The organism is Natronogracilivirga saccharolytica, from assembly GCF_017921895.1.
GTDB classification, from domain to species: Bacteria; Bacteroidota; Rhodothermia; order Balneolales; family Natronogracilivirgulaceae; genus Natronogracilivirga; species Natronogracilivirga saccharolytica.
In genome coordinates this window covers 25,703-46,429 of the sequence record NZ_JAFIDN010000007.1, presented here as the reverse complement: position 1 = coordinate 46,429, position 20,727 = coordinate 25,703, and the positions used below count along the sequence as shown (strand labels likewise).

The window sequence follows — 20,727 nt, the reverse complement described above, 5'->3', positions numbered from 1 at the left end:
GCAAACGGATGTCGTGTCCTGAATTTGAAAAAAGTAATGTGAAGCATGGAAAAATTTGATGTCATCGTCATCGGCGGTGGATTGGCCGGACTTGCAACGGCAGCACAGCTTATTGAGAAAAACAAAAAACTCCGGATACTGGTACACGAAGCCAGGGAAGTTGGTCAGGGAGCGTCCGGAGTACCCGGGGCAATGGTAAATCCCGCTACCGGACAGAGGGCCCGGATTGCCTGGAATGCAGAGAGCTGCATGCATATGCTCGAGGAGCGGCTGAAGCGTGTTTCAGCATACACAGATGAAAAGCTGTGGACCAGGAACGGTGTATTGCGTCCTGCCATAGATGAGGCTTTGAGTGAAAATTTTCGTAATGCGCTGAAGCGCTCCCGCTGGCCGAAAGGCTGGGTAGAGTGGCTCCAGCCGGATGCCGTTTCCGGTCTCGTCCCCCGCCTGAAAGATCAATCGGGAGGGCTCTTCATACGAAAGGGCATGGTAGTGCAGACTCCGGAATATCTCAATGCCTGCGTCAGATATTTGCAAGAACAGGGAGTTCAGTTTCAATACGGCGGACCCTACCAGCTGGAGCGTGAACGTAACTGGACCCTTACCAGCTTCAAAAAACAGGCAACGGCTCCGACTGTCATCCTAACCGCCGGCTACAAAAGCCGTGAAAACAAATACTGGAATGAACTGCCGCTGAATTCCGTCAAAGGCCAGCTCGCCATTTATGAATGCCAGGAAAATGTGAGCGACCTGCCGGCGATATCTGCCTACGGTTATATCGCACCGATCTCCCGCAACCGTCTGGTCGTTGGAAGTACCTATGAACACCATTTCCATGACGAAAACCCGGATGATCAGGGTGCCGGCCTGCTCGATCAAAAACTCAATGAGCTTCTGCCCGATTTATACACCAAATGCCGCAGAATTGGTCAGTGGTCCGGCATCCGCGCCACGACACCCGATCGTATTCCTCTGGTCGGAGAGCACTATTCCGAGAAAGGCCTTTACATTTTCGCCGGACTGGGTTCCAAGGGCCTGCTTTACTCCGAATGCATTGCCGCCGGGCTGGCCGAGCACCTGATCCGCGGAGAAAAGCTGCCTAAAGAGTTATCCCTTTTCAGGTTTTCCAAACTGCGGGACCTCAGGGAACAAGCGGCTGAAGAGTAACATTTGAATCTGTTCAATCAGTCACGCCGTGTTCCGGGAAATTGTACACTTCAGAACCGGACGACGAATCCGCTCAGGGCCGCACCGATATTGCCTCCTCTGCGCTCCGACCCCGGGGTTGTCATTACACTGAAGCTGAATTCAAAATTTCTTACATCAACCCCGGTTCCGAAGGACAGATTGACGCTTGAACCGCCTCCGGCCCTGATTCCAAAACGCAGCGGAATGGCATTGATCAGCATATATTGACTGCCCAGTGCCGTATAAAATCTCCGGCTGTTTACACCCCGGTTGTTGATTCCCTTCCCGATATCGAGCATCACACCCAGCTTCCCCATGGTTACTGCTCCCCCGAAGGTGAATGCAGGCGTCAACCCAATCCGGTGACTGCTTGTTTCCCTGGATGAAAAGTTGCCATAAATATCACTGCCGATACTGTCTTTGACGACATATTCGAGATAATCCAGCACGTCACCGTCATGCTCCCTGTCGATATAGTCAAAGTCAACGGTCACTCCTTCCCAGTCGAAGGTATCAGCGGCACGAAACTCACCGGCATTATCATCAAAGGAGATAGCTCCGATATCCGTGATTGAAAAAGAGGCTCTGATAATTTGCGGACCCGAGCCTATGACCGGCAGGTCGATGTCTCCCCGGTACCATTCCCAGGTAGCACCCAGATCCAGTCCCAATCCGGTGCCAAACACACCGCCCAGATCCGAGAACGAATCGTCATCGACAAAGTCGGAGAGCAGGGCGTCTTCATTCCCCCTGACACGCCTTTCCTGGTAATAGGCCTCCAGGTCATCCGTAAGATTTCCCACGGTCAGCAGCTTGTAATCAAATTCATGATGCACCCTGGCCTGACCCTGATTCTGACCGGTGACTTGCAGGGACGATTCCAGTCCGATACGGGCATAACCCATTCCGAAAAGGAGTTTGGGTGCAATCCCGGCATAAATACGCTGTGCACCGGGCTCAAAACGTTCCGAATTTCTCCATACCTCCATGGCATATCCGAAAGACCACTCCCACATTCCAAGGAACTCACCTGACAGATCAACATTTTTGGGATCTTTGAATACCTTTGAGCTGAGTCCGGTCAGCGCCAGTTCAAAGAAGCCTTTGCTCATGCGGGCGCTGCTGAGAGTCCGGGCACGTATGGCAGAACTGAAGGCCATACGATCCCGGCGATAACTTGCACCAAGCGGCACAACGCTGACATCGGCTCCCGCATATCCCATGGCATTGCGCGATGTACCGAACCAGTCATCTGAAATATCCATAACCCGGTCGGAATCCAGGACATGGCCTTTTGTGAAATGCTTGTTGTAGAGTGATATATTGACGAGGCTGCCGCCGGCAGAGGAACGAACACCACCCAGCACACCCAGTGTAATGCGTGTGTCGCGCTCCGGGAGCATGAGATTGGCCGGATTTACAAAGGCAGCATGGTAACCCGGCACATAAGCCGAGCCGCCCCCGCCAAGGGCCATACTTGTGGCAGTGGTATGCATTCCCTGCGCAAAAGCACAGTACCCGGGCTGAAATATCAGCCCGGCAATCGTCAGCAACACCGGGAGCAATATGCCTTTTCGCAGATTCATGTGTTTAAAATGACCGGTTTATCGGACCACCTGTTCTTCAGTAACAGTGTTTAATGATATTCCTGCGTTGCAGAGCTCATGCTTTGCCACGCAGTATGTTAGTGTGATCAAAAATGGGTCAGTTAACTTTCAGATTTGTTGAAATATTGACATTGACGCTCAGGGTTATGGTATCGCGGGCACGCACTTTAACCTCACCGGAAATATCATCCCTGCTTGTGGCAAGATCGCCCGTAAGTCGAATTTTCCGTGTCCTGTACAAATAATCAGCCTGTTCACCGCTCACAGTAATTTTCGTAAGACCATCTTTCGGCCGTTCAGTAAAACGGGTTTCCGGATTGACAGTGGCCCCGTCCACAGTGAAACTGAGACTTTCAACAGGTTCACCGCGTGATGTTGTTATGACATTATCGGATGCATCCAGAAACTCGAAAGTAAATTCGCTGTCAAAGGGGAACCCGTTCACATAGGTGATAATGAACTCGGCTTCCGTCAGGCTCAGGTCATCCTGGCTGTCAGGAAGGTCGGAAAGGTCGGCATCAATGATGTCACTGATAGTGGCACGGTCACCATCGCCGGTCGAGAAGGAAACGGGAATATCAATGCCCATGGATGTATTGAATATAACCGGATCTTCAATGAATCCCGGCTTATTGTCCGGATTGGCGGCAACCATCCCGATAAACCGTACCTCAACGGGGAAATTGCTGAGAAACTCATCCACATTTGTAGTGCCGGCATCAAATCTGACTACATTATCACGCGACTTTTCACCCGGACCGGATGCAGGTTCCAGTTCAAACGATATGAGATTGCTCCTGTCTATCGGATTGCCGTCCGCGTATAAAGCGGGGGGATCATCAACGGGCGGTGCTTCCCTGTCGGTTCCCGGTTTTCCGGACAAAAACACCTTCTCTCCTTCCTCATTGACACCCACTATGGCAGCAATCACCTCACCTTCCACTCCGATATTGGTATCATAAAACAGATTGATAACGGGATCGGTGACTGATATTCCGGATACTCTTTCTGAAAACCCTTCAAGATCTTCTATATTGGTGATTTCCGCCTCATTGTCGTTGAATATATCGATTATTCCGTCATCCCCTTCATCCTCGTTGATCAGCTCGGTGCGCGGTGTCACTTTCCCGAACGCCCTGCGAAGCTCCAGATTCTCAACTTCAAACAAACTTGAAACCGCATGATGTGATTCAACCGTGCGCACAGTATCATTTCCGGCAGCAGTACGCGTATCTTCGGTGACCGCAGAAAGGTGGTACGGTATCTTGTTGTCCGGAGCATATATGCGATAATTGTCCAGATCATGTCTGATCCCGGGCTGTCCGGCCCCGGCATCTGATGATCGCCTGATGCGATCCGGTCCCGAAAGTTCTATCCACAGGGAGTCAGCCGGATCGTAAGCCCCGTTGCGGTCTTTGATGATGGTTGGAAATGAGACAATAAGCGTGTCAACATCCAGATCTATCTGATTCTCGATATCACGTATTACGAGCACGCCGGAGGCAATTTCCACATAATGATCAGGGGATGTGAACAGCAGCTCTTCATCTGAAATGTCTGATGCGTCACTTTTTGTAAACTCCTGAGGGCGCAACACAGATGAGGCTGAGGTCAGCAGCACGGAACCTTCCATTTCAGTTCGAATAACGTCGCCGGAAAGTACGGTTGCCGGTTCTGCTGTTCCCTGAGAAGAAGCCGTGCCCTCGTATGCAATGCGATTGGAAATTCCGGTGTTTTCAAGTGGTATAATTTCCGTTATCTCGGACATCGGAGGAATTTCAACTCCCTCGATTTCACCGATTTGTGATCCGCGGTCGAAAAAGGCGCCTGTATTTTTCGCCCGGAACGCCTGGTCATTGTAAAACTGCAGGTAATCAATGGTCAGCGGGAGCTCGCTTTCATTGATAAAAGTCACTTCGATCTGCCCCTCTTCAACCTCTGCTTCCACAAAATCGCCGTCAACATCTTTTACATCTTCAAGGATGATGTCGGATTGAGGATCAATGGCTGAACGGACTTCCTCGAATTCAAGCTCGGTAGTTTCAGCGGTGATTACAATCAGGTCGTTTTCATCCACAGTCAGGTTTCTGCCTCCGGTTGTGCCTATATCGATCTCGTAGGTAAGGTCCCGGGTCAGTTTTTGTCCAGACAAATCAAAAACAGCCGTTGCCGTTTCGTCCTGATTCAGCCTGTCTGCCCCGGGCGTGCTTTCATTTTCAAACCGCCCCGGGCCATCCAGCTGCTCTCCGTCGGAGTTGAATATTGTGATCACCGGCATGCCTGAAATCAAGCTGTCCGCCACAGGCAGCTCGGTTTCATTCACGATCGTTACGATAAGTTCGTAAGGGCTGCCCGGCTCCGGATCATCAGAGACAACAGCGTAATCAAAATCAGGATCAGAAACCTTCAGATCATCCTTTTCCGGTTCCAGTCCCTGTTGTCTGACATTCCCAACAGCGTTTCTTGCCCGCAACCGCTGATCTGATATCCGGAAATGAAGCTCACCCTGGTCTGAACTCATGTTCTGGTCATCCCATTCCGTTGTTACCTCTAATGCCAGAGATGCTTCGAGGAGATCCCCGTCTGAAAAAGCGATGGAACCACTATCCTGTGAACCGTGCTGCAGGTTTTCAAAGAGAAGCGGCGTTCCCACAGGGCTTCCTGTTCCGTTCTCTTCTGAATAGTCTGACAAGAGTGTCACTTCAACTTCGGATAAATCAAACCCGAGATCATTGGCAATTTCCACCTGCATGCTGCCTTGCTGAATTTCGGCTGAGATGAGATCATCATCGTCCAGAATGATAACCGTAGTCGGAGGCTGATCGGGATCGGATCCTGGCAGCGGATCGCCCGGTCCTGGTGATACACCCGGCTGATCAACAACATCACTGAAAGCGGCAGACCCCTGTGCTTCATACTCCAGCTCAAAAGTGCCCACCCTGTTATTCTGATCATCAACAGCTTCCGGTTCATTCTGAATTTTGCCGATATCCGACTCAAAAGATGACGAAAAATCGTCAACTTCTATCAGTCCCAGTTCGGCATCCATGCTTTGCGGATCAACATTCAGGGCGGGGATAATATTATCAAGATCACCCGTTTCGAAATCAAATTCAGAGGAAAAGTAAACCAGCCCCCCGTCACCGGCAGAAAACAGTTCCCGAAAATCGGTACGGGTAGTGTCTATGATCGCTCTGCTGCCCTCACCCACAAAGCGGTAGCTCAGATCACTGAATACCGGTATCTCCATTTCCTGATTCACCTGAAAATCGGGACTTGACGGACGTTCACATGCCACCAGCAATGCAGCAGTCAGAAATGCTATCGCAAATACTTTTTTCATGGAAAAATGGTAAAACCCCACTAACAACCCCGCAGGAATGGATAATGAATTACACAGTCAGAATATTATTTTTGGGAAAAAGGAGTTTTTGCTCCCAATGCTTAGTGAAACCGTTCAGAAAAAATAAGCTGTCTTACAACAAGGTTACCGGAAGATTCCGGATACAACATTAACAAACAGTTTTATTATAATATTTTAATATTACAAAAGCGACACCTTTCCGCCAACAATTTTCAGGGATTTGTCTAAATAACGGACTGCCAGAGGAGGGGCGATAAAAAAGGAGCGGAGAGAGAGGGATTCGAACCCTCGGTACCCGGTTAGGGTACACTCGCTTTCCAGGCGAGCCCGTTCGACCACTCCGGCATCTCTCCATTTCTGTCAGCCCCGGTAATCGAGGATGCCAATATATGACAAATACCATCGCGGGGCAACAGAGCAAGGATATTTTCAATGGTATTTTGCCGGCTCCAAAATAACACCACGGCAAGAAATACACCGGCAGTCAGGCATCGGGCATGTTCAGCTGCCAAATGTAAAGCGATGGCTGGTCGTGGACCTTACCGGTTCGCCCTGATACATGGCGGGGTTAAACCGCCACTGCCTGGCGGCCCGAAGCGTAATTTCCCTGAAGCCGTATCCTGTCTCGCTAACCGACTCAAACTGCCCGGTTTCTTCATTAAAAACCCGGAGATCCTCGATTTCTGCCTCTTCAACCTCTCCGGTTTCCGATACCACGTAAGAAACAATAACCTCCACACGCAAACCGTCCCGTCGCGCAGCCGAAGGAGTAACCGGTTCGACAATCCTGCGGACACTGGGAGGCTGGTCAGGTTGTCCGACAATTTCAGCGGGACCGGGATCTTCAGCAAACGGGGCCAGGTCGCCGTCATCCATACCATTCAAGTCGAGATCATATTCCACATCGACCACTTCATCATCGGGAACGGTAACATCAGGCCGCGGAACCGGGGGAGCATCACGCTGCACGGTCACTTCTTGCCGTGCGATGACAAAATCCTGGTCAATCAGCTCTTCATTTGAAAAGCGCTCCGACAAATCCTGATCCGATTGTTCAAAATCAGGCCAGAACCGGAACAGCATAATAAACACAATCAATGATGTGATTACGGCTATCTGAATTCGGAAATAATAAACCTGGTCTCGCCTGTCTATGGAATGAATAAGCCTCACAATTACGCTTGTTTTGTCAGCCGGAGGCGAAAGCTGTCAGATCCAACGACCAACGCAATTAATCCTTTTCGTAGGACTGTAACGCAGCACGGATAAAACCGTTGTGGTCTTCGAGCTTTTTTTCGGCCTCTTCCCTGCTCACCTTTGCCAGGCCCATCAGCAAGGCAATTTTCACCTTTCCTCCAGACTCTTTTAACAGGCGTGATGACTCTTCGTAACCGGCATCGGTAAACATGCTTATGATACGCCGTGAGCGCTCTACAAGTTTCTTATTGGTAAGCATCAGGTCTACCATGACATTCTCGTAAACTTTTCCAAGTCTGATCATCGCTCCGGTAGAAATCATGTTGCAAACCATTTTTTGAGCGGTGGCACTTTTCAGCCGCGTGCTTCCCATGATGACCTCCGGCCCGACCGGCACGTCAATCATGACATCGGGTTCTTTTTCCAGTTTTACCCGGTCTGCAACCACACAGCAGACCATCACGGTTCTGGCTCCCCTTCTCTTGGCTTCATCCAGCGTTCCAAGCACATAGGGGGTCCGTCCGCTGGCGGCAAGTCCGCAGACCACATCCTTGTCGGAGACATTCAGCTCGGCGATGTCCCTTTCTCCGTGTTCGGGAAGATCTTCAGATCCCTCCTGAGCCACAAACATGGCTTCTCTGCCACCGGCAATGAGACCGATCACCTGGTCGGGATGGGTCCCGAAAGTAGGCGGGCATTCTGCGGCATCAAGCACACCAAGCCTGCCGCTTGTCCCGGCGCCGGTATAAATAAGGCGTCCGCCCTTTGCCAGTGCCTTGTGAGCAAAATCAACGGCCATGGCAATCTGATCTTTTCGCGCGCTTACATACTCGGCAACCTTTTTGTCCTGTTCGTTCATGAGCCTTACTATTTCGCCCGGATCAGCAAGGTCAATATGCAGGGTTTCAGGGTTCCGCTGTTCTGTTTCGAGTTTCTTGAGCTGGTCGTAAAGTTTTTGGCTATCAGACAAATCAGTACTCCGTATTTCTTAATTGGTTGAATTGTAATGTCCCTGTTCATACATATGCAGATAAGTCCGTTTGATAACCTCAGGCAAAGCACCCATCTGCAATAACTGCAAATATACGGAAGTTGTATGAAGGTGTTTTGAAAAATCGGGATGCCGGTCCGCGGTTTTCCATTTGCCGTTTGCCCATCGCATTGGCATCCTTGCGCCGGCAGGCAGAATCAAAAAGGCACATCCGGCCGAAGAAAGATGCCGAAGAAAGATTCAGGGTACGTGGCGCCGCAGTATATCACCCCATATTTCCCAAAGATCTTCCCCCGTTTCAATCCAGTAGTCAAATACATGGTCTATGGCTTTTGAGCGCAGAATATCACTCAGCATGTAGTTGATATCGGAGTAAGGGTCATCCGGGGTGATGACCAGACGGATGTCGGCATTTTTTATGTCATCAAGAAGAGACTGTTCCTCGAGATTGGGCAGATACTCAAGCGGATTGTTATAATACACATTGTCATCAAAGTAATCGTCCATGAACGGACGTATCTGAACGCGTCCGCCAATGGAGATGACTTTCTGGATCTGGCTTGGATATTTGAACAGGAGATTGAGTGCATGGTATCCGCCCATGTGAATTCCGGATGCCATGACAAACAGGTCATCTGACTGTTTGCGTATAAAGGGCAGTACCTCATCAATGATATATTTTTCATATTTCCTGTAGCGTCTGATCCGTGAAGCAGGATCGATATCACTGTTGAAAAAGCTTTCCTGATCGACGGAATCAACGCAGAAAATCATATTGTGCCCGTTATCGATCTGATAAGACAGTGCTTCGATAAGCCCATGCTCTTCCCAGTCATTCCGGTTGCCTGCATCTCCGGGAAAAGCCAGCAAGGGAGTACCCTCAAAACCATAGACCGTCACCGATGTTTTCCTTCCAAGACTGGGACTCTGCCAGTGGTGCTCTTTCTTTTGCATCTTTTGTTCTCTTTTAGCAGCTGATAGTGAATGATCCGAATCACCAGCAAGCTAATGCATCGGAATGAATTTTAAAACAATTTCCGTCAAAAACGGTTAGAAAGCCACCATGCTTTCGGCAGAATGGTCATTTTCTGCATCCAGGTGAGATGGGCACGCGAATCAAATACCTGATAGTTGTTTTTTTCGATGCAATCGAGAATACGCGCATAATTATGGCGCGCAAGCAATACCGGAATCCTGCTGTCTGGTGACAGCAGCGGGATGCCTTCATCGGAACTGGCGTAATATCTGCGGGCACGATCAATCTGAAAACGCATAAAACTCTTGAAGTCCGGAGTCACCTGCTTTTGCTGAATATCATTCTCTGTCAGACCAAAACTGTGAAGCTCATCCAGCGGGAGATATATCCGGTCTCGCTGCAGATCTTCTCCTATATCCCGCAGGATATTGGTCAGCTGCATTGCTATCCCAAGATCAACTGCCCGGTCAAGGGCCTTCTCATCATCGTAACCGAAAACTTCGGATGTCATGAGCCCGACCACCGAAGCCACCTTGTACGAATAGTCGTACAGCTCTTCAAAATTCTCATACCTGTTTTTCACAAGGTCGCTCTGCACTCCATCGATCAGTTCGAAGGGGAGCGATATGGGGATGGCGTGACGCTTCAGCACATCGGAAAATGCAACCAGCACGTAATTATCCGCCTGCTTTTCCTCATAAGTCTGCTCAAGCTTGAACTTCCATTCGTTCAAAGCCGTCCCGGCGTCCCGGATGGCAACAGGGTTTGCCCCTGAGAGATCCTCGGCTTCATCTACGATATTGTCCAGATGGCGGCAAAGTGCGTAAATGGCAAAAATGCTTCTTTGCTTGTGATTTGGCAGAAACCGGGTGGCAAGATAAAATGTTTTCGCGTGTTCACGTGTGACCGATCGGCAATGGGCATAGGCATCACGGACACAGGAGTCATCCACCTCCTCGATAACATTCCTGTGCATTGATGTTCGTTCATACATCGGCCGTAACGCCTGGAAAGCTGATATGCCGGTTCGCTTGCTCATTAATAAATGGTTATAAATAGAAAACTATGCATGTCTGTTGAATTGTCTCTGCAAGACCGTTTTGGAGACCGTAAAAGCCAAAAGTGATTCAGAAAAAAAATCGTTCCCGGAAGCAAACGCAATATTGCTTTCAACCCGCTGTCGTAACATCCTTTAGCTTCGGGACAATCACATCTGCCTGCTTATCAGCCAAACTAACCCCGATGAACCGTATACTGCAAACGCCGCATGCAAATGCCGATATAATTTTTCCTTAAATTTTACTATTATGTAATAATAATTTTAATCAGCAGAAATATTTTTATTCCGGCCGGTTTGATGTCATTCCGGTTGATCAGTTTACGGAATGAGCTGAAGTTTGTACTGCTTCTGATGTCAATGAAAAACCGGCTGACAAACACAGTAAATATACGGGACTGAGGGTCATGTATATGTTACATCCACCTGCTGCAAATATTTTTATCAGGCTTACAGGTTAATTTTACAGATCAATGGCAAAAAAACATACAATCTATGATGTGGCTCGCATAGCCAATGTGGCTATTTCCACCGTATCGCGGGTTTTGAACGGATCGCCCTACGTTTCCAATGACACCAAAGAGCGTGTCCAGAAGGCAATTGACCAGCTGGATTTCAGACCGCAGGTCAATGCCCGCAAATTAGCCCGGCAGGAAGCCCAGATCATTGCAGTAGCATTGCCTACGTTTACAACGCCTTTTTTCAATGAGGTCCTCAAAGGGGTCAAGGATAAGATAAAGGACACCGACCTTGATTTTATCATCTACAACACCGGCTCTGACAATCCCGAAGAGACACTGAAGACATTTCTTGACCGGGGCATTCCGGATGCACTCATCATCTTTTCAATCAATCTGGATGAAGATACCAGAAAACGCCTGCTGAATGCCGGCATCCCGGTGGTGCTTGTTGGATTCAAGCACGAAGATTTCAATTACCTGTACTGGAACAATTACAAGGGCGGTTATCTGGCCGGGGAGCATCTGATCAAGGAAGGGTATCAGAAAATCGGAATGGTCCGGTCGCACAGCAAATCTCCTGTTGCCGACTCCAGGGAAAACGGATTCCGCGATGTGCTGGTCAAATACAACCTCCCTCTGGATGAGAACTTTTTTGTAAAGGGTATCACCAAAAAGCACTCCGGTTACAGCGAGGAAGCCGGCTACGAATCGGTTCAGATCATGCGTGAGCGCGGCGGGTTACCGGAAGCTATCTTTTGCACCAACGATGCCCAGGCGATCGGGGTCATCCACGCGCTGGATGAGCTGAACCTGCGCATTCCCGATGATATCGCCGTAATGGGATATGACAATATAAAAACTGCCCAATATCTTGGCCTTTCCACCATAGATCAGCAGATGTATGAAGTAGGCACCGAGGCCATCTCCCGAATAACAAAAATGATCAAGGACAAAGACCGGTCGCTCGTTCAGAAAGAGATCGAGCCCAAACTAATTGTCCGAAAATCAACCCGCAAACCGTGAGCCAGACCGAGTACAGCCAGAACCTGCTTGACCACTGCATTAACGAAACCGATGCCTCCGGACGCCTCCCGGATTACCGCGGCAAAGTCCGGGATATTTACAATCTCCCGGATAATCAGATGGCGATCGTGGTTACCGACCGCATATCTGCTTTTGATCACATTTTTCCGGAAGCCATACCTTTCAAAGGGCAGTTGCTGAATCTGATCGCATGGCATAACTTCAAGGCAATACAGCCTGTCTGTCCCCATCATGTGCTGGATGTCCCCCATCCCAACGTCACTATTGCACGCAGATGCGATCCCCTGCCGGTGGAGGTTGTCGTCAGGGGATACCTGGCCGGACACGCATGGCGGGTCTACGATCAAGGCGGCAGAACACTTTGCGGAAAAAAACTTCCGGAGGGGCTTCGCAGGAATGAGGCACTTCCGGAACCGCTGATCACGCCCACAACAAAAGCAACCCGCGGACATGATGAAGATATTTCCGAAGATGAGATCATTTCCGGAGGACTCGTGCATCCCGACCGGTGGGAAGAGATCAGACGTGTATCACTTTCCCTGTTTGATCAGGGTTCAGAAATGGCAGCACAAAAGGGACTGATCCTGGTTGATACCAAATATGAATTCGGTATCAGCAACAACGAGCTTGTACTTATCGATGAGGTACACACTCCGGATTCATCGCGCTATTTCTATGCGGATGAATATGAAAAACGGCTGGCTGAAGATGCACCCCAGAAACAGCTTTCAAAAGAGTTTCTCAGGGAGTGGCTGATTGAGAACAGGCACCACGAGAATCTTGACAATCAACTGCCCCGGCTGCCGGATGATTTGCGGATTTCGATCTATGAGCGGTATCGCGAGCTCTATGAAAAACTGACCGGCACATCGTTTGAACCGACCCCTACTCCCGGTTTCAATGCCTTTCTCGCGGATCTGCTGGCATGGTATGACCGCAAGTGACGGATCCTTGCAGAATCAGGGTACATTCAGGAGTTTGTGTGTTTGCAGGCTGATCCGCCAGTCAGGATTTTCCTTGACGTATTTGACGATAAGCGGAACCGACTCCGGGGTGTCCCACTCCGGCTGAAGCATTTTCAGGGTGCCGGCAGGACATTCAGCCGCGTTTTTTTCTGCATAAATGAGATCTTTACGCGTGAGCACCACCACTTTCAATTCATCTACGTGCGGAAAAATCTCCACGAGCGGTTCCTTGAACCTTTTGGGTGACAATGTAACCCAGTCGATATGGCCCGTCAGCGGCGAGGAGCCGCTGGTTTCAAGGTGAATCTGCAGTCCCGCCTCGTGAAGGCCTTCAGTCAAAGCCGTCAGGTCGTGCATCAGCGGTTCTCCTCCGGTTATGACGACAATTGAACTGCCTGATTCACAGGCGGCATCAACCAGCTCTTCCGCAGCAATTTCCGGGTGAACCGATGCATCCCAGCTTTCCTGTACATCGCACCACCAGCATCCGACATCACATCCGGCCAGGCGAATGAAATACGCGGCCTGACCTGCATGGGCTCCTTCGCCCTGAATCGTATAAAAGTGCTCCATGACGGGATAAGCCGTCAGCTTCCAGTCTGACCGCTCCTTGTTTCCGGTATTGCGGGATGAGGTCGTGCTCAATGATGCAGGCATTGCATTATGATGTGTTGCTTTTGATTTGAGTACAGCATGCAAAGGTAACGAAAAACAGGCAGAAGATTGTGCATAATATGCAGTACCCGTCCGTCAGAACCGGATGCTTCGGAGCCAACCCGTAGCTGCAATTCAAGGTTCCCAGTAATGCCGTGACATATCAACGCTGCCGTCCGGATCAAAGCGCACCCCCTCAGATCTGAGCAGATCCTCCATTACATCACCGCCAAACCAGGCTTTGCCGGTCAGTTCACCGTTGCGGTTCACAACCCTGTGACAAGGCAGCATGGTTTGCCCTTCATTTGTTCCGGCTTTTTCTTCCGACAGGGTGCTGTTCAATGCCCATCCCACCAGCCGGGCACTGCCACCCGTACCCAGATGCCGGGCAATGGCGCCGTATGTCGTTACTTTGCCTTCGGGTATGCGCGCTACCACTTCAAAAACGCGCTCGTAAAAATCCTTCCCGGAACCATTTTTTTTATTTCCGCCTGCAGTCATTCTTCTTCGTTCAGCCAGCTTTCAAGTTCACTGTCGCGGGAATCATCCCTGCCGTCTACCCGCTTTGCGACCCTCAGGGCAGCCTGTCCCAGTTCGCGGTACAAACGCAGCGCCTCCGGGTTGCCGGCGAGCAGTTCAATATGCTTTTCGATGGTTTTGGTATCACCACGCATAACAGGTCCGGTCAGAACCTCTTCGGGCGGATTCTCAAGCAGCCCCTTGACCGTCTGCTCAACCAGCGGACGGAAAATCTCCCGGGCCCGGACATTGTTTCCGCTTGCAGTAAGCACCTGCTGTGATGCATCAAAAAGCGGCGCCAAGAAATTGCAGACGAATACCGCACCAAGATGGACTGCAGATTTCTGATCACGATCAACGGGTAGTGGCCGTGCACCGATGGCACGGACCAACAGCTTCAAGTCAGCACACAGTCCGGCATTACCCTGCAGCGTAATAAAACACTGTTCAAAAGCCGCTTCCTGGTTTCCGGAGGTAAATGTTTGAATCGGGTGAAATGATGCGGTTCCCGCCCCTTTATCCGAAAGAGGCTTCAGTACCTCAGCCGGCAGAGCACCTGAAGTGTGTATCCAGGCGGGATGCAGATAGTTTCCGTTTCCGCCCGCCCCCTTGCGCTTGTCCGGGTTATATTCGCCGGGATCCTGATCCCCGTAGATTTGCTGTGCAACGTCATACGCAAAACGTGATATCTGATTATCCGGCAGACACAAAAAAACCAGATCTCCCAGATCCGACCGTTTCAGCGGAAAGGTGTTGCATATCCCGGCATCAACCTTATCTGCAATACGTTCACATGATTCGGGGTTCCGGCTGTAGAGACTTTTAATGGTGTATCCCTTGCTGTGGAGCCGCAGGGCAAGAGACGACCCGAGACGTCCTGTGCCTATGATGGATATGCCTCCGGGAAAGCGCTGTTTGCTGGATTCAAGTGGTGTCATATCTTATCTGTCTGGGAAACCGGCATGGGCGGAAAGCAGGTTGTCATCCGGATTGCCGGATGATGTCCGGTAAAATCGGATTTCCCGTTCGCGATATCGTGCCGCCATCACTCCGGAGAGAAAAACGCCGGCTCCGTGTATGTGGGACTCGCCGCTGTATATCAGATTATTCAGTCGTGTGTCATTTTCTTCGGATATGGCCCTGGTCAGCTTATCGAAGGTATCCTGATACTGTGCCGGCATTTCACAACAGAATACGATCAATCCGTTTTTAAATGGCATGATCTCCTTCAGGACAAAGGTCAGTTCCTGAACAATCGGCGGCGATTCATCCATGAGCTGCATGCCAACCACACTAAAGTCATTTTGCGTCAGCTGAAGCATCTGCAGATGATCGAAGAATCCCAGATGGGTCACATCCGCATCTTCACGGATATAAAAATCATCTTCTTCATCGCAAAAATCGTCTCTCAGCCGCTCATCCAGCGGAACCGGCCCGGACGGCGTCTCAACACTTCTCCCTGCAAGAAGCTGAATTTTTCGCTTTGCATGCCATGAGTCCGGCTCGATAATCACTATGGTATCGTAATCCGTATCCATGATCTGACGGTAGACAAAGCAGAACTCATCCGCATTCTGAGTGGTCATGCGTGGCGGGAGAAAAAGCATGCGCAGGCCGTCCTGACCGCAGTAAGGCATTGACGCCATCCGCTCCTTCAACTCTTCATTTGTGAAGGGGAGCTTGCGTTCGCAGACAAAATGATCGTGTATCATACCTCCTGATTTTCCTTTTCTTTCAGTGCCACTGCAATCCAGTGCTCCCTGAAAAGAAACGAAAAGATTTCGAGGGTATCCACCCCGGTTTCAGCCCGGAACCTGTTCTCATCCAGCATATCGAGTCTGATTTTGCTCATGGCCAGACGAAGGCCCGTTCCCAGGAATTTCAGGGCCGCCTCTTTGATGGTCCACATGCGAATGCAGCACAGATCATCAGGCAGCATTTCCTCTTCCTCCGGATGGCATATGCGCTCGCGCAGGCGCGGATGGAGTGTTCGCCCGGCAGGTTCCACATCCAGTCCGATCTCGCCGCTGGTGTGAATGCCGCAAACCAGCAGCGAGCTGCAGTGTGAAATCCCGATGCCGATATTCTCTCCGTTCACAAGACCGAATGGTTTGCCCGTATCCATTTTCCTGAGCTTAAACGAGCCGGAATCGAGTCCCTGCCTGTCAATGAGCCGGGACAGCACCTGAACGGGGTCGGCACCGGCAGGCCGGTCTTTTCCGGGTTCGCCACCCACAGCCATCAGGATGCATCCGGGCGGAAAAGCAACCGGCACATGGGTATGAACTAACCACTCCACGAGTACCTCTCAATTAATCGAATGATATCAGTTACGCCGGAAAACCGGCAGGCAACAGAAAAAGCCCGACATTACGGTCAGAGCGGCATCCTGTCCGTCCTCTCAAATATAGATAAAAAGCGGAATTTATACCGTTTTTTTGCAATCATTTCCGTAATTTTGGCACTTCAAAATTATCCGTAACAAAACACATTATACATGCAAGAAACCGAGCTCAGTCTGACCGAACAGGCACGCATCCGCCGGGAAAAACTGGATGAAATCCGCAAAATGGGTCTGGATCCCTATCCCCATGATTTTGAAACGGATCATCATGCCGAAGAAATCCGGAATACCCCGGAACTTCTTGACGGCGAAGAGGCTGAGCGGAAACGGGTACGCATTGCCGGACGCATCATGACCCGCCGCATCATGGGCAAAGCGGCTTTTTTCAATCTGCAGGACGAGTCCGGAACCATTCAGGTCTATATTCGCCGGGATGATGTGGGTACAGATATCTATAATACCCTTTTCAAAAAGCTGATTGACATCGGTGATATTGTCGGTGTGAGCGGATTTGTTTTCAAGACCCGGACCGGTGAACTTACGGTTCACGCCGAGTCCTTTGAGCTGCTGACCAAAACACTTCGCCCCCTTCCGGTGGCCAAGGAAGTTGAGGATGAGCAGGGCAACAAGGTCACCTACGACGCTTTTGCGGACAAAGAGCACCGCTACCGTCAGCGCTACCTTGATCTTATTGTCAACCCGGAGGTTCGCGGCGTATTCGAAAAGCGGTCCAGAATGATCCGTGAAATGCGCAACTACATGGCAGACATGGGTTATCTGGAGGTGGAAACGCCCATCCTGCAGCCGGTTTACGGCGGTGCCGCCGCGCGCCCGTTTGAGACGCATCACAACGCGCTGGACATGACCCTGTTTCTGCGGATAGCAAACGAGCTGTACCTCAAACGGCTCATCATCGGCGGCTACGAGGGTGTCTTTGAGTTTGCGAAGGACTTCCGCAATGAGGGAATGAGCCGCTTCCACAATCCGGAATTCACACAGGTGGAGCTGTATGTTGCCTACAAGGACTATGACTGGATGATGGGCTTCGTGGAGCAGATGATCGAGCATGTGGTCAAAGCCCTGCACGGAACCACCAAAATCACCGTCGGGAAGAATGAAATTGACTTCAAGGCTCCCTGGGCCCGCATCCCGATGCTGGATGCCATCGCTCAGGAAACCGGGAAGGACCTCTCCGGGATGGATGAGGATGCCATCCGTAAAACCGCACGTGAACTCGGCGTTCCGGTGGATGAGACGATGGGCAAAGGCAAGCTGATTGACGAAATTTTCGGCGAAAAAGTGGAGGCCAAACTTGTTCAGCCTACATTCATAACCGACTACCCGATCGAAATGAGTCCGCTCGCGAAAAAGCACCGCTCAAAAGAAGGGCTGGTGGAGCGGTTTGAGCTGATCTGCAACGGCAAGGAACTTTGCAATGCCTTCACCGAGCTCAATGACCCCGTGGATCAGCGGCAGCGTCTTGAAGAACAGGCCAGACTGCGGTCTGAAGGTGATGATGAAGCGATGGTGGTGGATGAAGACTTTCTCAAGGCGCTTGAATACGGCATGCCGCCGACGGCCGGACTGGGAATCGGCATTGACCGGCTTGCGATGATCCTGACCAATCAGGAGTCGATCCGGGATGTGCTCTTTTTCCCGCATATGCGGCCGGAGTGATACGTTAGTCTCCTATGAATTTTAAATGGTTTCTTGCATACCGTTACTTTCGCGGCCGCACCACTGGCAGCGCCTTTCTTTCATTTATCAAGATCATGGCTGTTGCAGGCGTTGCTATCGGATCGGCCGGACTGCTCATTGCACTGTCAATCGTGCACGGATTCAGTTCGGTGATCCAGGAAAAAATCCTCGGTTACGGAACACATATTTCCATATCGACCTATGCCGATGACCCGCTCTACCGCAGCGATACTCTTGCGGTTTATCTGCAAGATATTCCGGGCGTCGATGACAGTCAGGCGGTAATCTACTCCCAGGGGATGGTGCAAACCCGCGACTTCGCCGAGGGCACCTTTATCAAAGGCGTTGACCGTGACGGTGACTTGTCCAATATCCGTCAATACATACGCGACGGAGAGTACAATCTGGGGCCGAATGAGGAAGGTCTGCCCGGCGCCGTGATCGGCGCCCGGCTGGCCCGCAACCTCGATGCCTCACCCGGCAGCGTAATAACCGCCTATGCCATCAGAGGCATGCCGACGCCGCTCAACCTTCCGCAAATACAGCAGTTTCATGTATCGGGTATCTATCATACCGGCATAGATCAGTTTGATGATGTGCTGATGCTGGTTGACGTTGACTATGCCCGCGGGCTGTTCGAAATGCCCCCGCCAAGAGCGACCCAGGTGGACCTGCGTGTTGCTGATCTGGACGAAATTGAGAAAGTCAGCGCTCTGCTCAGTGACAGGCTGCCGTTTCCCTATTATACCGAAACCATTTACGAACGCTACAGGAGCATTTTTGCCTGGATCAACCTTCAGGAGCAAACGATTCCTTTTGTCATTGCCGTGATGATTATTGTGGCGGCATTCAACCTCATCGGAACCGTGCTTATCATGGTGCTGGAACGGACGCGGGACATAGGCATTCTTAAGACCATGGGGGCAAACGACAAAAGTGTCCGTTCGATCTTCCTGATTGAGGGGATTATCGTGGGTATTGCCGGACTGCTGATCGGAATTTTTCTGTCACTGGCGTTCTATGTGATCCAGGATACATGGCAGGTCATTCCACTGCCTGAGGAGAGTTACTACATGACTGCAGCACCAGTGCAGCCGCGATGGTTCGACTTTGTGTTAGTCAGCACCATCACACTGATTCTGTGCGCTCTTGCATCCTGGCTTCCGGCACGGGTTGCCGCCAGACTGAACCCCCTCTCTGTGATATCATACGGGCGCTGAGAAGCTGCTGTTGGCCAGAAAGCCACTTGCTGAACAACCGCTGTTGATACATCTGCCGGGGGCGTGATTTCGTCCCCCCGGCAAAACGTATCATTATCTTATTTTGCTCTCAGTACCGGATTACGCTGCGCCGGTTCAGTTGATGAACTCCTCAACAGGCTTCCAATCCAGATCAAATGCGCCGGCAACATCTTTATGTGTGATATCGCCGTAAGCGACATTCAGCCCGGGTATGAGCTCTGGATATTTCCTCAGCGCTTTCTTCCAGCCGTGGTTGGCAATCTCGACCGCATACGGGGTAGTCGCGTTGGTCAGTCCGACCGTCGAGGTGTAGGGAACCGCACCCGGCATGTTGGCGACACAGTAATGGATGACATCATCCACCGTATAAATGGGATTGTCATGTGTTGTCGGTTTGGCCGTTTCGATGCAGCCTCCCTGGTCGATGGCGACATCGACCAGGACTGAGCCCGGACGCATGGTCTTGAGCATGTCGCGGGTTATCAGTTTGGGCGCTTTGGCGCCGGGAATAAGCACACCGCCGATCACCAGATCCAGATTGGGAAGCATTTCACGGATATTGGCTTCCGAGGAGTATATGGTGGTTACATTTCGCGGCATGATATCATCAAGATAGCGCAGCCTGGGCAGGCTGATATCCATGATAGTGACATTGGCCCCCATTCCTGCAGCCATTTTTGCGGCGTTTACACCCACAATACCGCCGCCAAGGACAAGGACGTTGCCGGGTTTCACACCGGGGATACCACTGAGCAGCACTCCGCGTCCGCCCTGGGCTTTTTCAAGATACTTCGCACCCTGCTGTACGGACATCCGTCCGGCCACCTCACTCATGGGAACCAGCAGCGGCAGCGAACGATCAGGATTTTCTACGGTTTCGTAGGCGATAGCGATGCAGCCGGAATCCATGACGGCCTTTGTAAGCTCTTCACTGGCGGCAAAATGGAAAAAGGTGAAGACGATCTGCCCTTCGCGCATGCGCTTGTACTCGGGTCCGACCGGCTCCTTCACTTTCATGATCATTTCGGCATCTGCCCAGAGCTTCTCGACATCCGAAACAATTCTGGCTCCGTTTTTTTCGTAGGCTTCATCTGGAAATCCGCTTCCGGCACCCGCGCCGGCTTCTACAATGACTTCATGACCATGGCGAATCAATCCGAGTGCACCGGATGGCAGCAGCGCCACTCTGCTTTCATGTGATTTAATTTCTTTGGGTACTCCGATAAGCATAATACTATCCCCGTTAATGATGGTTAATGGCTTCTGAGAAAATAATGAAATGGCAGTAAAAAAATACCGCTATGTTACGACACCTGAAAGTATGCAAATCAGCTTCTTTCTGAGGGATTCATTAAAGCAGATGACATCGCATTTGAAATCACATGCCGGACTTCCGTATTATGAGCGGTACCTAATTCTGC

The 20,727-nt window shown here is 50.8% G+C and carries 17 protein-coding genes and 1 tRNA gene; 5 read left to right on the top strand and 13 right to left on the bottom strand.

The genetic code is table 11. The features are described 5' to 3' along the window. The first annotated feature begins 45 nt into the window (after positions 1 to 45). Positions 46 to 1,167, top strand: coding sequence for an NAD(P)/FAD-dependent oxidoreductase (locus tag NATSA_RS09700; RefSeq protein WP_210512095.1), 1,122 nt, complete (start codon positions 46 to 48; stop codon positions 1,165 to 1,167). A gap of 50 nt (positions 1,168 to 1,217) precedes the next feature. On the opposite strand, the gene NATSA_RS09695 is transcribed toward NATSA_RS09700, so the two are convergent. The 7 genes from NATSA_RS09695 to NATSA_RS09665 form a co-directional block, all read right to left on the bottom strand. Next, positions 1,218 to 2,774: a DUF5723 family protein gene (locus NATSA_RS09695; protein WP_210512093.1), complete on the bottom strand. Its 1,557-nt coding sequence runs from the start codon at positions 2,772 to 2,774 to the stop codon at positions 1,218 to 1,220. Between the two features lie 118 nt (positions 2,775 to 2,892). Next, entirely contained in the window at positions 2,893 to 6,138 is a 3,246-nt protein-coding gene (locus tag NATSA_RS09690) for a hypothetical protein (protein ID WP_210512091.1), read from the bottom strand. 286 nt (positions 6,139 to 6,424) lie between these two features. Then, a tRNA-Ser gene (locus tag NATSA_RS09685) sits at positions 6,425 to 6,512 on the bottom strand. A 148-nt stretch (positions 6,513 to 6,660) separates the two neighbouring features. Continuing rightward, entirely contained in the window at positions 6,661 to 7,332 is a 672-nt protein-coding gene (locus NATSA_RS09680) for an energy transducer TonB (protein WP_210512089.1), read from the bottom strand. A 58-nt stretch (positions 7,333 to 7,390) separates the two neighbouring features. Further along, entirely contained in the window at positions 7,391 to 8,326 is a 936-nt protein-coding gene (gene murQ, locus NATSA_RS09675; RefSeq protein ID WP_246481777.1) for an N-acetylmuramic acid 6-phosphate etherase, read from the bottom strand. A 261-nt stretch (positions 8,327 to 8,587) separates the two neighbouring features. After that, the gene (locus tag NATSA_RS09670; RefSeq protein WP_210512088.1) at positions 8,588 to 9,301 is read right to left on the bottom strand and encodes an alpha/beta hydrolase-fold protein; all 714 of its coding nucleotides are present in this window, start codon (positions 9,299 to 9,301) and stop codon (positions 8,588 to 8,590) included. Between the two features lie 86 nt (positions 9,302 to 9,387). Next, a complete protein-coding gene (locus NATSA_RS09665) occupies positions 9,388 to 10,362 on the bottom strand; it encodes a phytoene/squalene synthase family protein (protein ID WP_210512086.1) in 975 nt (324 codons plus the stop codon). Between the two features lie 491 nt (positions 10,363 to 10,853). On the opposite strand from NATSA_RS09665, the gene NATSA_RS09660 reads away from it, so the two are divergent. After that, positions 10,854 to 11,864: a LacI family DNA-binding transcriptional regulator gene (locus NATSA_RS09660; RefSeq protein ID WP_210512085.1), complete on the top strand. Its 1,011-nt coding sequence runs from the start codon at positions 10,854 to 10,856 to the stop codon at positions 11,862 to 11,864. Continuing rightward, entirely contained in the window at positions 11,861 to 12,829 is a 969-nt protein-coding gene (locus tag NATSA_RS09655) for a phosphoribosylaminoimidazolesuccinocarboxamide synthase (RefSeq protein ID WP_210512083.1), read from the top strand. Before NATSA_RS09660 ends, NATSA_RS09655 begins: the two co-directional genes overlap by 4 nt. 15 nt (positions 12,830 to 12,844) lie before the next feature. Here NATSA_RS09655 and NATSA_RS09650 read toward each other — a convergent pair whose 3' ends face one another. The 5 genes from NATSA_RS09650 to NATSA_RS09630 form a co-directional block, all read right to left on the bottom strand. Beyond that, complete coding sequence (locus NATSA_RS09650; RefSeq protein WP_210512081.1) at positions 12,845 to 13,507, bottom strand: 7-carboxy-7-deazaguanine synthase QueE; 663 nt, start codon at positions 13,505 to 13,507, stop codon at positions 12,845 to 12,847. A 132-nt stretch (positions 13,508 to 13,639) separates the two neighbouring features. Beyond that, positions 13,640 to 14,005 (bottom strand): MGMT family protein, encoded by a 366-nt coding sequence (locus NATSA_RS09645; protein WP_210512080.1) that lies wholly within the window; start codon positions 14,003 to 14,005, stop codon positions 13,640 to 13,642. Next, positions 14,002 to 14,961, bottom strand: coding sequence for a Rossmann-like and DUF2520 domain-containing protein (locus NATSA_RS09640; protein ID WP_210512078.1), 960 nt, complete (start codon positions 14,959 to 14,961; stop codon positions 14,002 to 14,004). The genes NATSA_RS09645 and NATSA_RS09640 overlap by 4 nt, the downstream gene beginning before the upstream one ends. Positions 14,962 to 14,964: 3 nt before the next feature. Then, positions 14,965 to 15,735 (bottom strand): AmmeMemoRadiSam system protein B, encoded by a 771-nt coding sequence (gene amrB, locus NATSA_RS09635; RefSeq protein WP_210512076.1) that lies wholly within the window; start codon positions 15,733 to 15,735, stop codon positions 14,965 to 14,967. After that, positions 15,732 to 16,322: a 4'-phosphopantetheinyl transferase family protein gene (locus NATSA_RS09630; RefSeq protein ID WP_210512075.1), complete on the bottom strand. Its 591-nt coding sequence runs from the start codon at positions 16,320 to 16,322 to the stop codon at positions 15,732 to 15,734. Before NATSA_RS09630 ends, amrB begins: the two co-directional genes overlap by 4 nt. A 198-nt stretch (positions 16,323 to 16,520) precedes the next feature. On the opposite strand from NATSA_RS09630, the gene lysS reads away from it, so the two are divergent. Continuing rightward, positions 16,521 to 18,044, top strand: coding sequence for a lysine--tRNA ligase (gene lysS, locus NATSA_RS09625; protein WP_210512073.1), 1,524 nt, complete (start codon positions 16,521 to 16,523; stop codon positions 18,042 to 18,044). 14 nt (positions 18,045 to 18,058) lie between these two features. Continuing rightward, positions 18,059 to 19,285 carry an ABC transporter permease gene (locus NATSA_RS09620; RefSeq protein WP_210512071.1) on the top strand — a complete coding sequence of 409 codons (1,227 nt, stop codon included), beginning with the start codon at positions 18,059 to 18,061 and terminating at the stop codon, positions 19,283 to 19,285. Between the two features lie 135 nt (positions 19,286 to 19,420). Here NATSA_RS09620 and ald read toward each other — a convergent pair whose 3' ends face one another. Beyond that, the gene (gene ald, locus NATSA_RS09615) at positions 19,421 to 20,536 is read right to left on the bottom strand and encodes an alanine dehydrogenase (protein WP_210512070.1); all 1,116 of its coding nucleotides are present in this window, start codon (positions 20,534 to 20,536) and stop codon (positions 19,421 to 19,423) included. Between the last annotated feature and the right edge of the window lie 191 nt (positions 20,537 to 20,727).

Coding starts and splice junctions, on each gene's coding strand:
- amrB (WP_210512076.1), bottom strand. CDS start 15,735: ATGATACACGATCATTTTGTCTGCGAACGCAAGCTCCCCTTCACAAAT.
- lysS (WP_210512073.1), top strand. CDS start 16,521: ATGCAAGAAACCGAGCTCAGTCTGACCGAACAGGCACGCATCCGCCGG.
- NATSA_RS09695 (WP_210512093.1), bottom strand. CDS start 2,774: ATGAATCTGCGAAAAGGCATATTGCTCCCGGTGTTGCTGACGATTGCC.
- NATSA_RS09700 (WP_210512095.1), top strand. CDS start 46: ATGGAAAAATTTGATGTCATCGTCATCGGCGGTGGATTGGCCGGACTT.
- ald (WP_210512070.1), bottom strand. CDS start 20,536: ATGCTTATCGGAGTACCCAAAGAAATTAAATCACATGAAAGCAGAGTG.
- NATSA_RS09670 (WP_210512088.1), bottom strand. CDS start 9,301: ATGCAAAAGAAAGAGCACCACTGGCAGAGTCCCAGTCTTGGAAGGAAA.
- NATSA_RS09620 (WP_210512071.1), top strand. CDS start 18,059: ATGAATTTTAAATGGTTTCTTGCATACCGTTACTTTCGCGGCCGCACC.
- NATSA_RS09690 (WP_210512091.1), bottom strand. CDS start 6,138: ATGAAAAAAGTATTTGCGATAGCATTTCTGACTGCTGCATTGCTGGTG.
- NATSA_RS09660 (WP_210512085.1), top strand. CDS start 10,854: ATGGCAAAAAAACATACAATCTATGATGTGGCTCGCATAGCCAATGTG.
- NATSA_RS09650 (WP_210512081.1), bottom strand. CDS start 13,507: ATGCCTGCATCATTGAGCACGACCTCATCCCGCAATACCGGAAACAAG.
- NATSA_RS09640 (WP_210512078.1), bottom strand. CDS start 14,961: ATGACACCACTTGAATCCAGCAAACAGCGCTTTCCCGGAGGCATATCC.
- NATSA_RS09665 (WP_210512086.1), bottom strand. CDS start 10,362: ATGAGCAAGCGAACCGGCATATCAGCTTTCCAGGCGTTACGGCCGATG.
- NATSA_RS09645 (WP_210512080.1), bottom strand. CDS start 14,005: ATGACTGCAGGCGGAAATAAAAAAAATGGTTCCGGGAAGGATTTTTAC.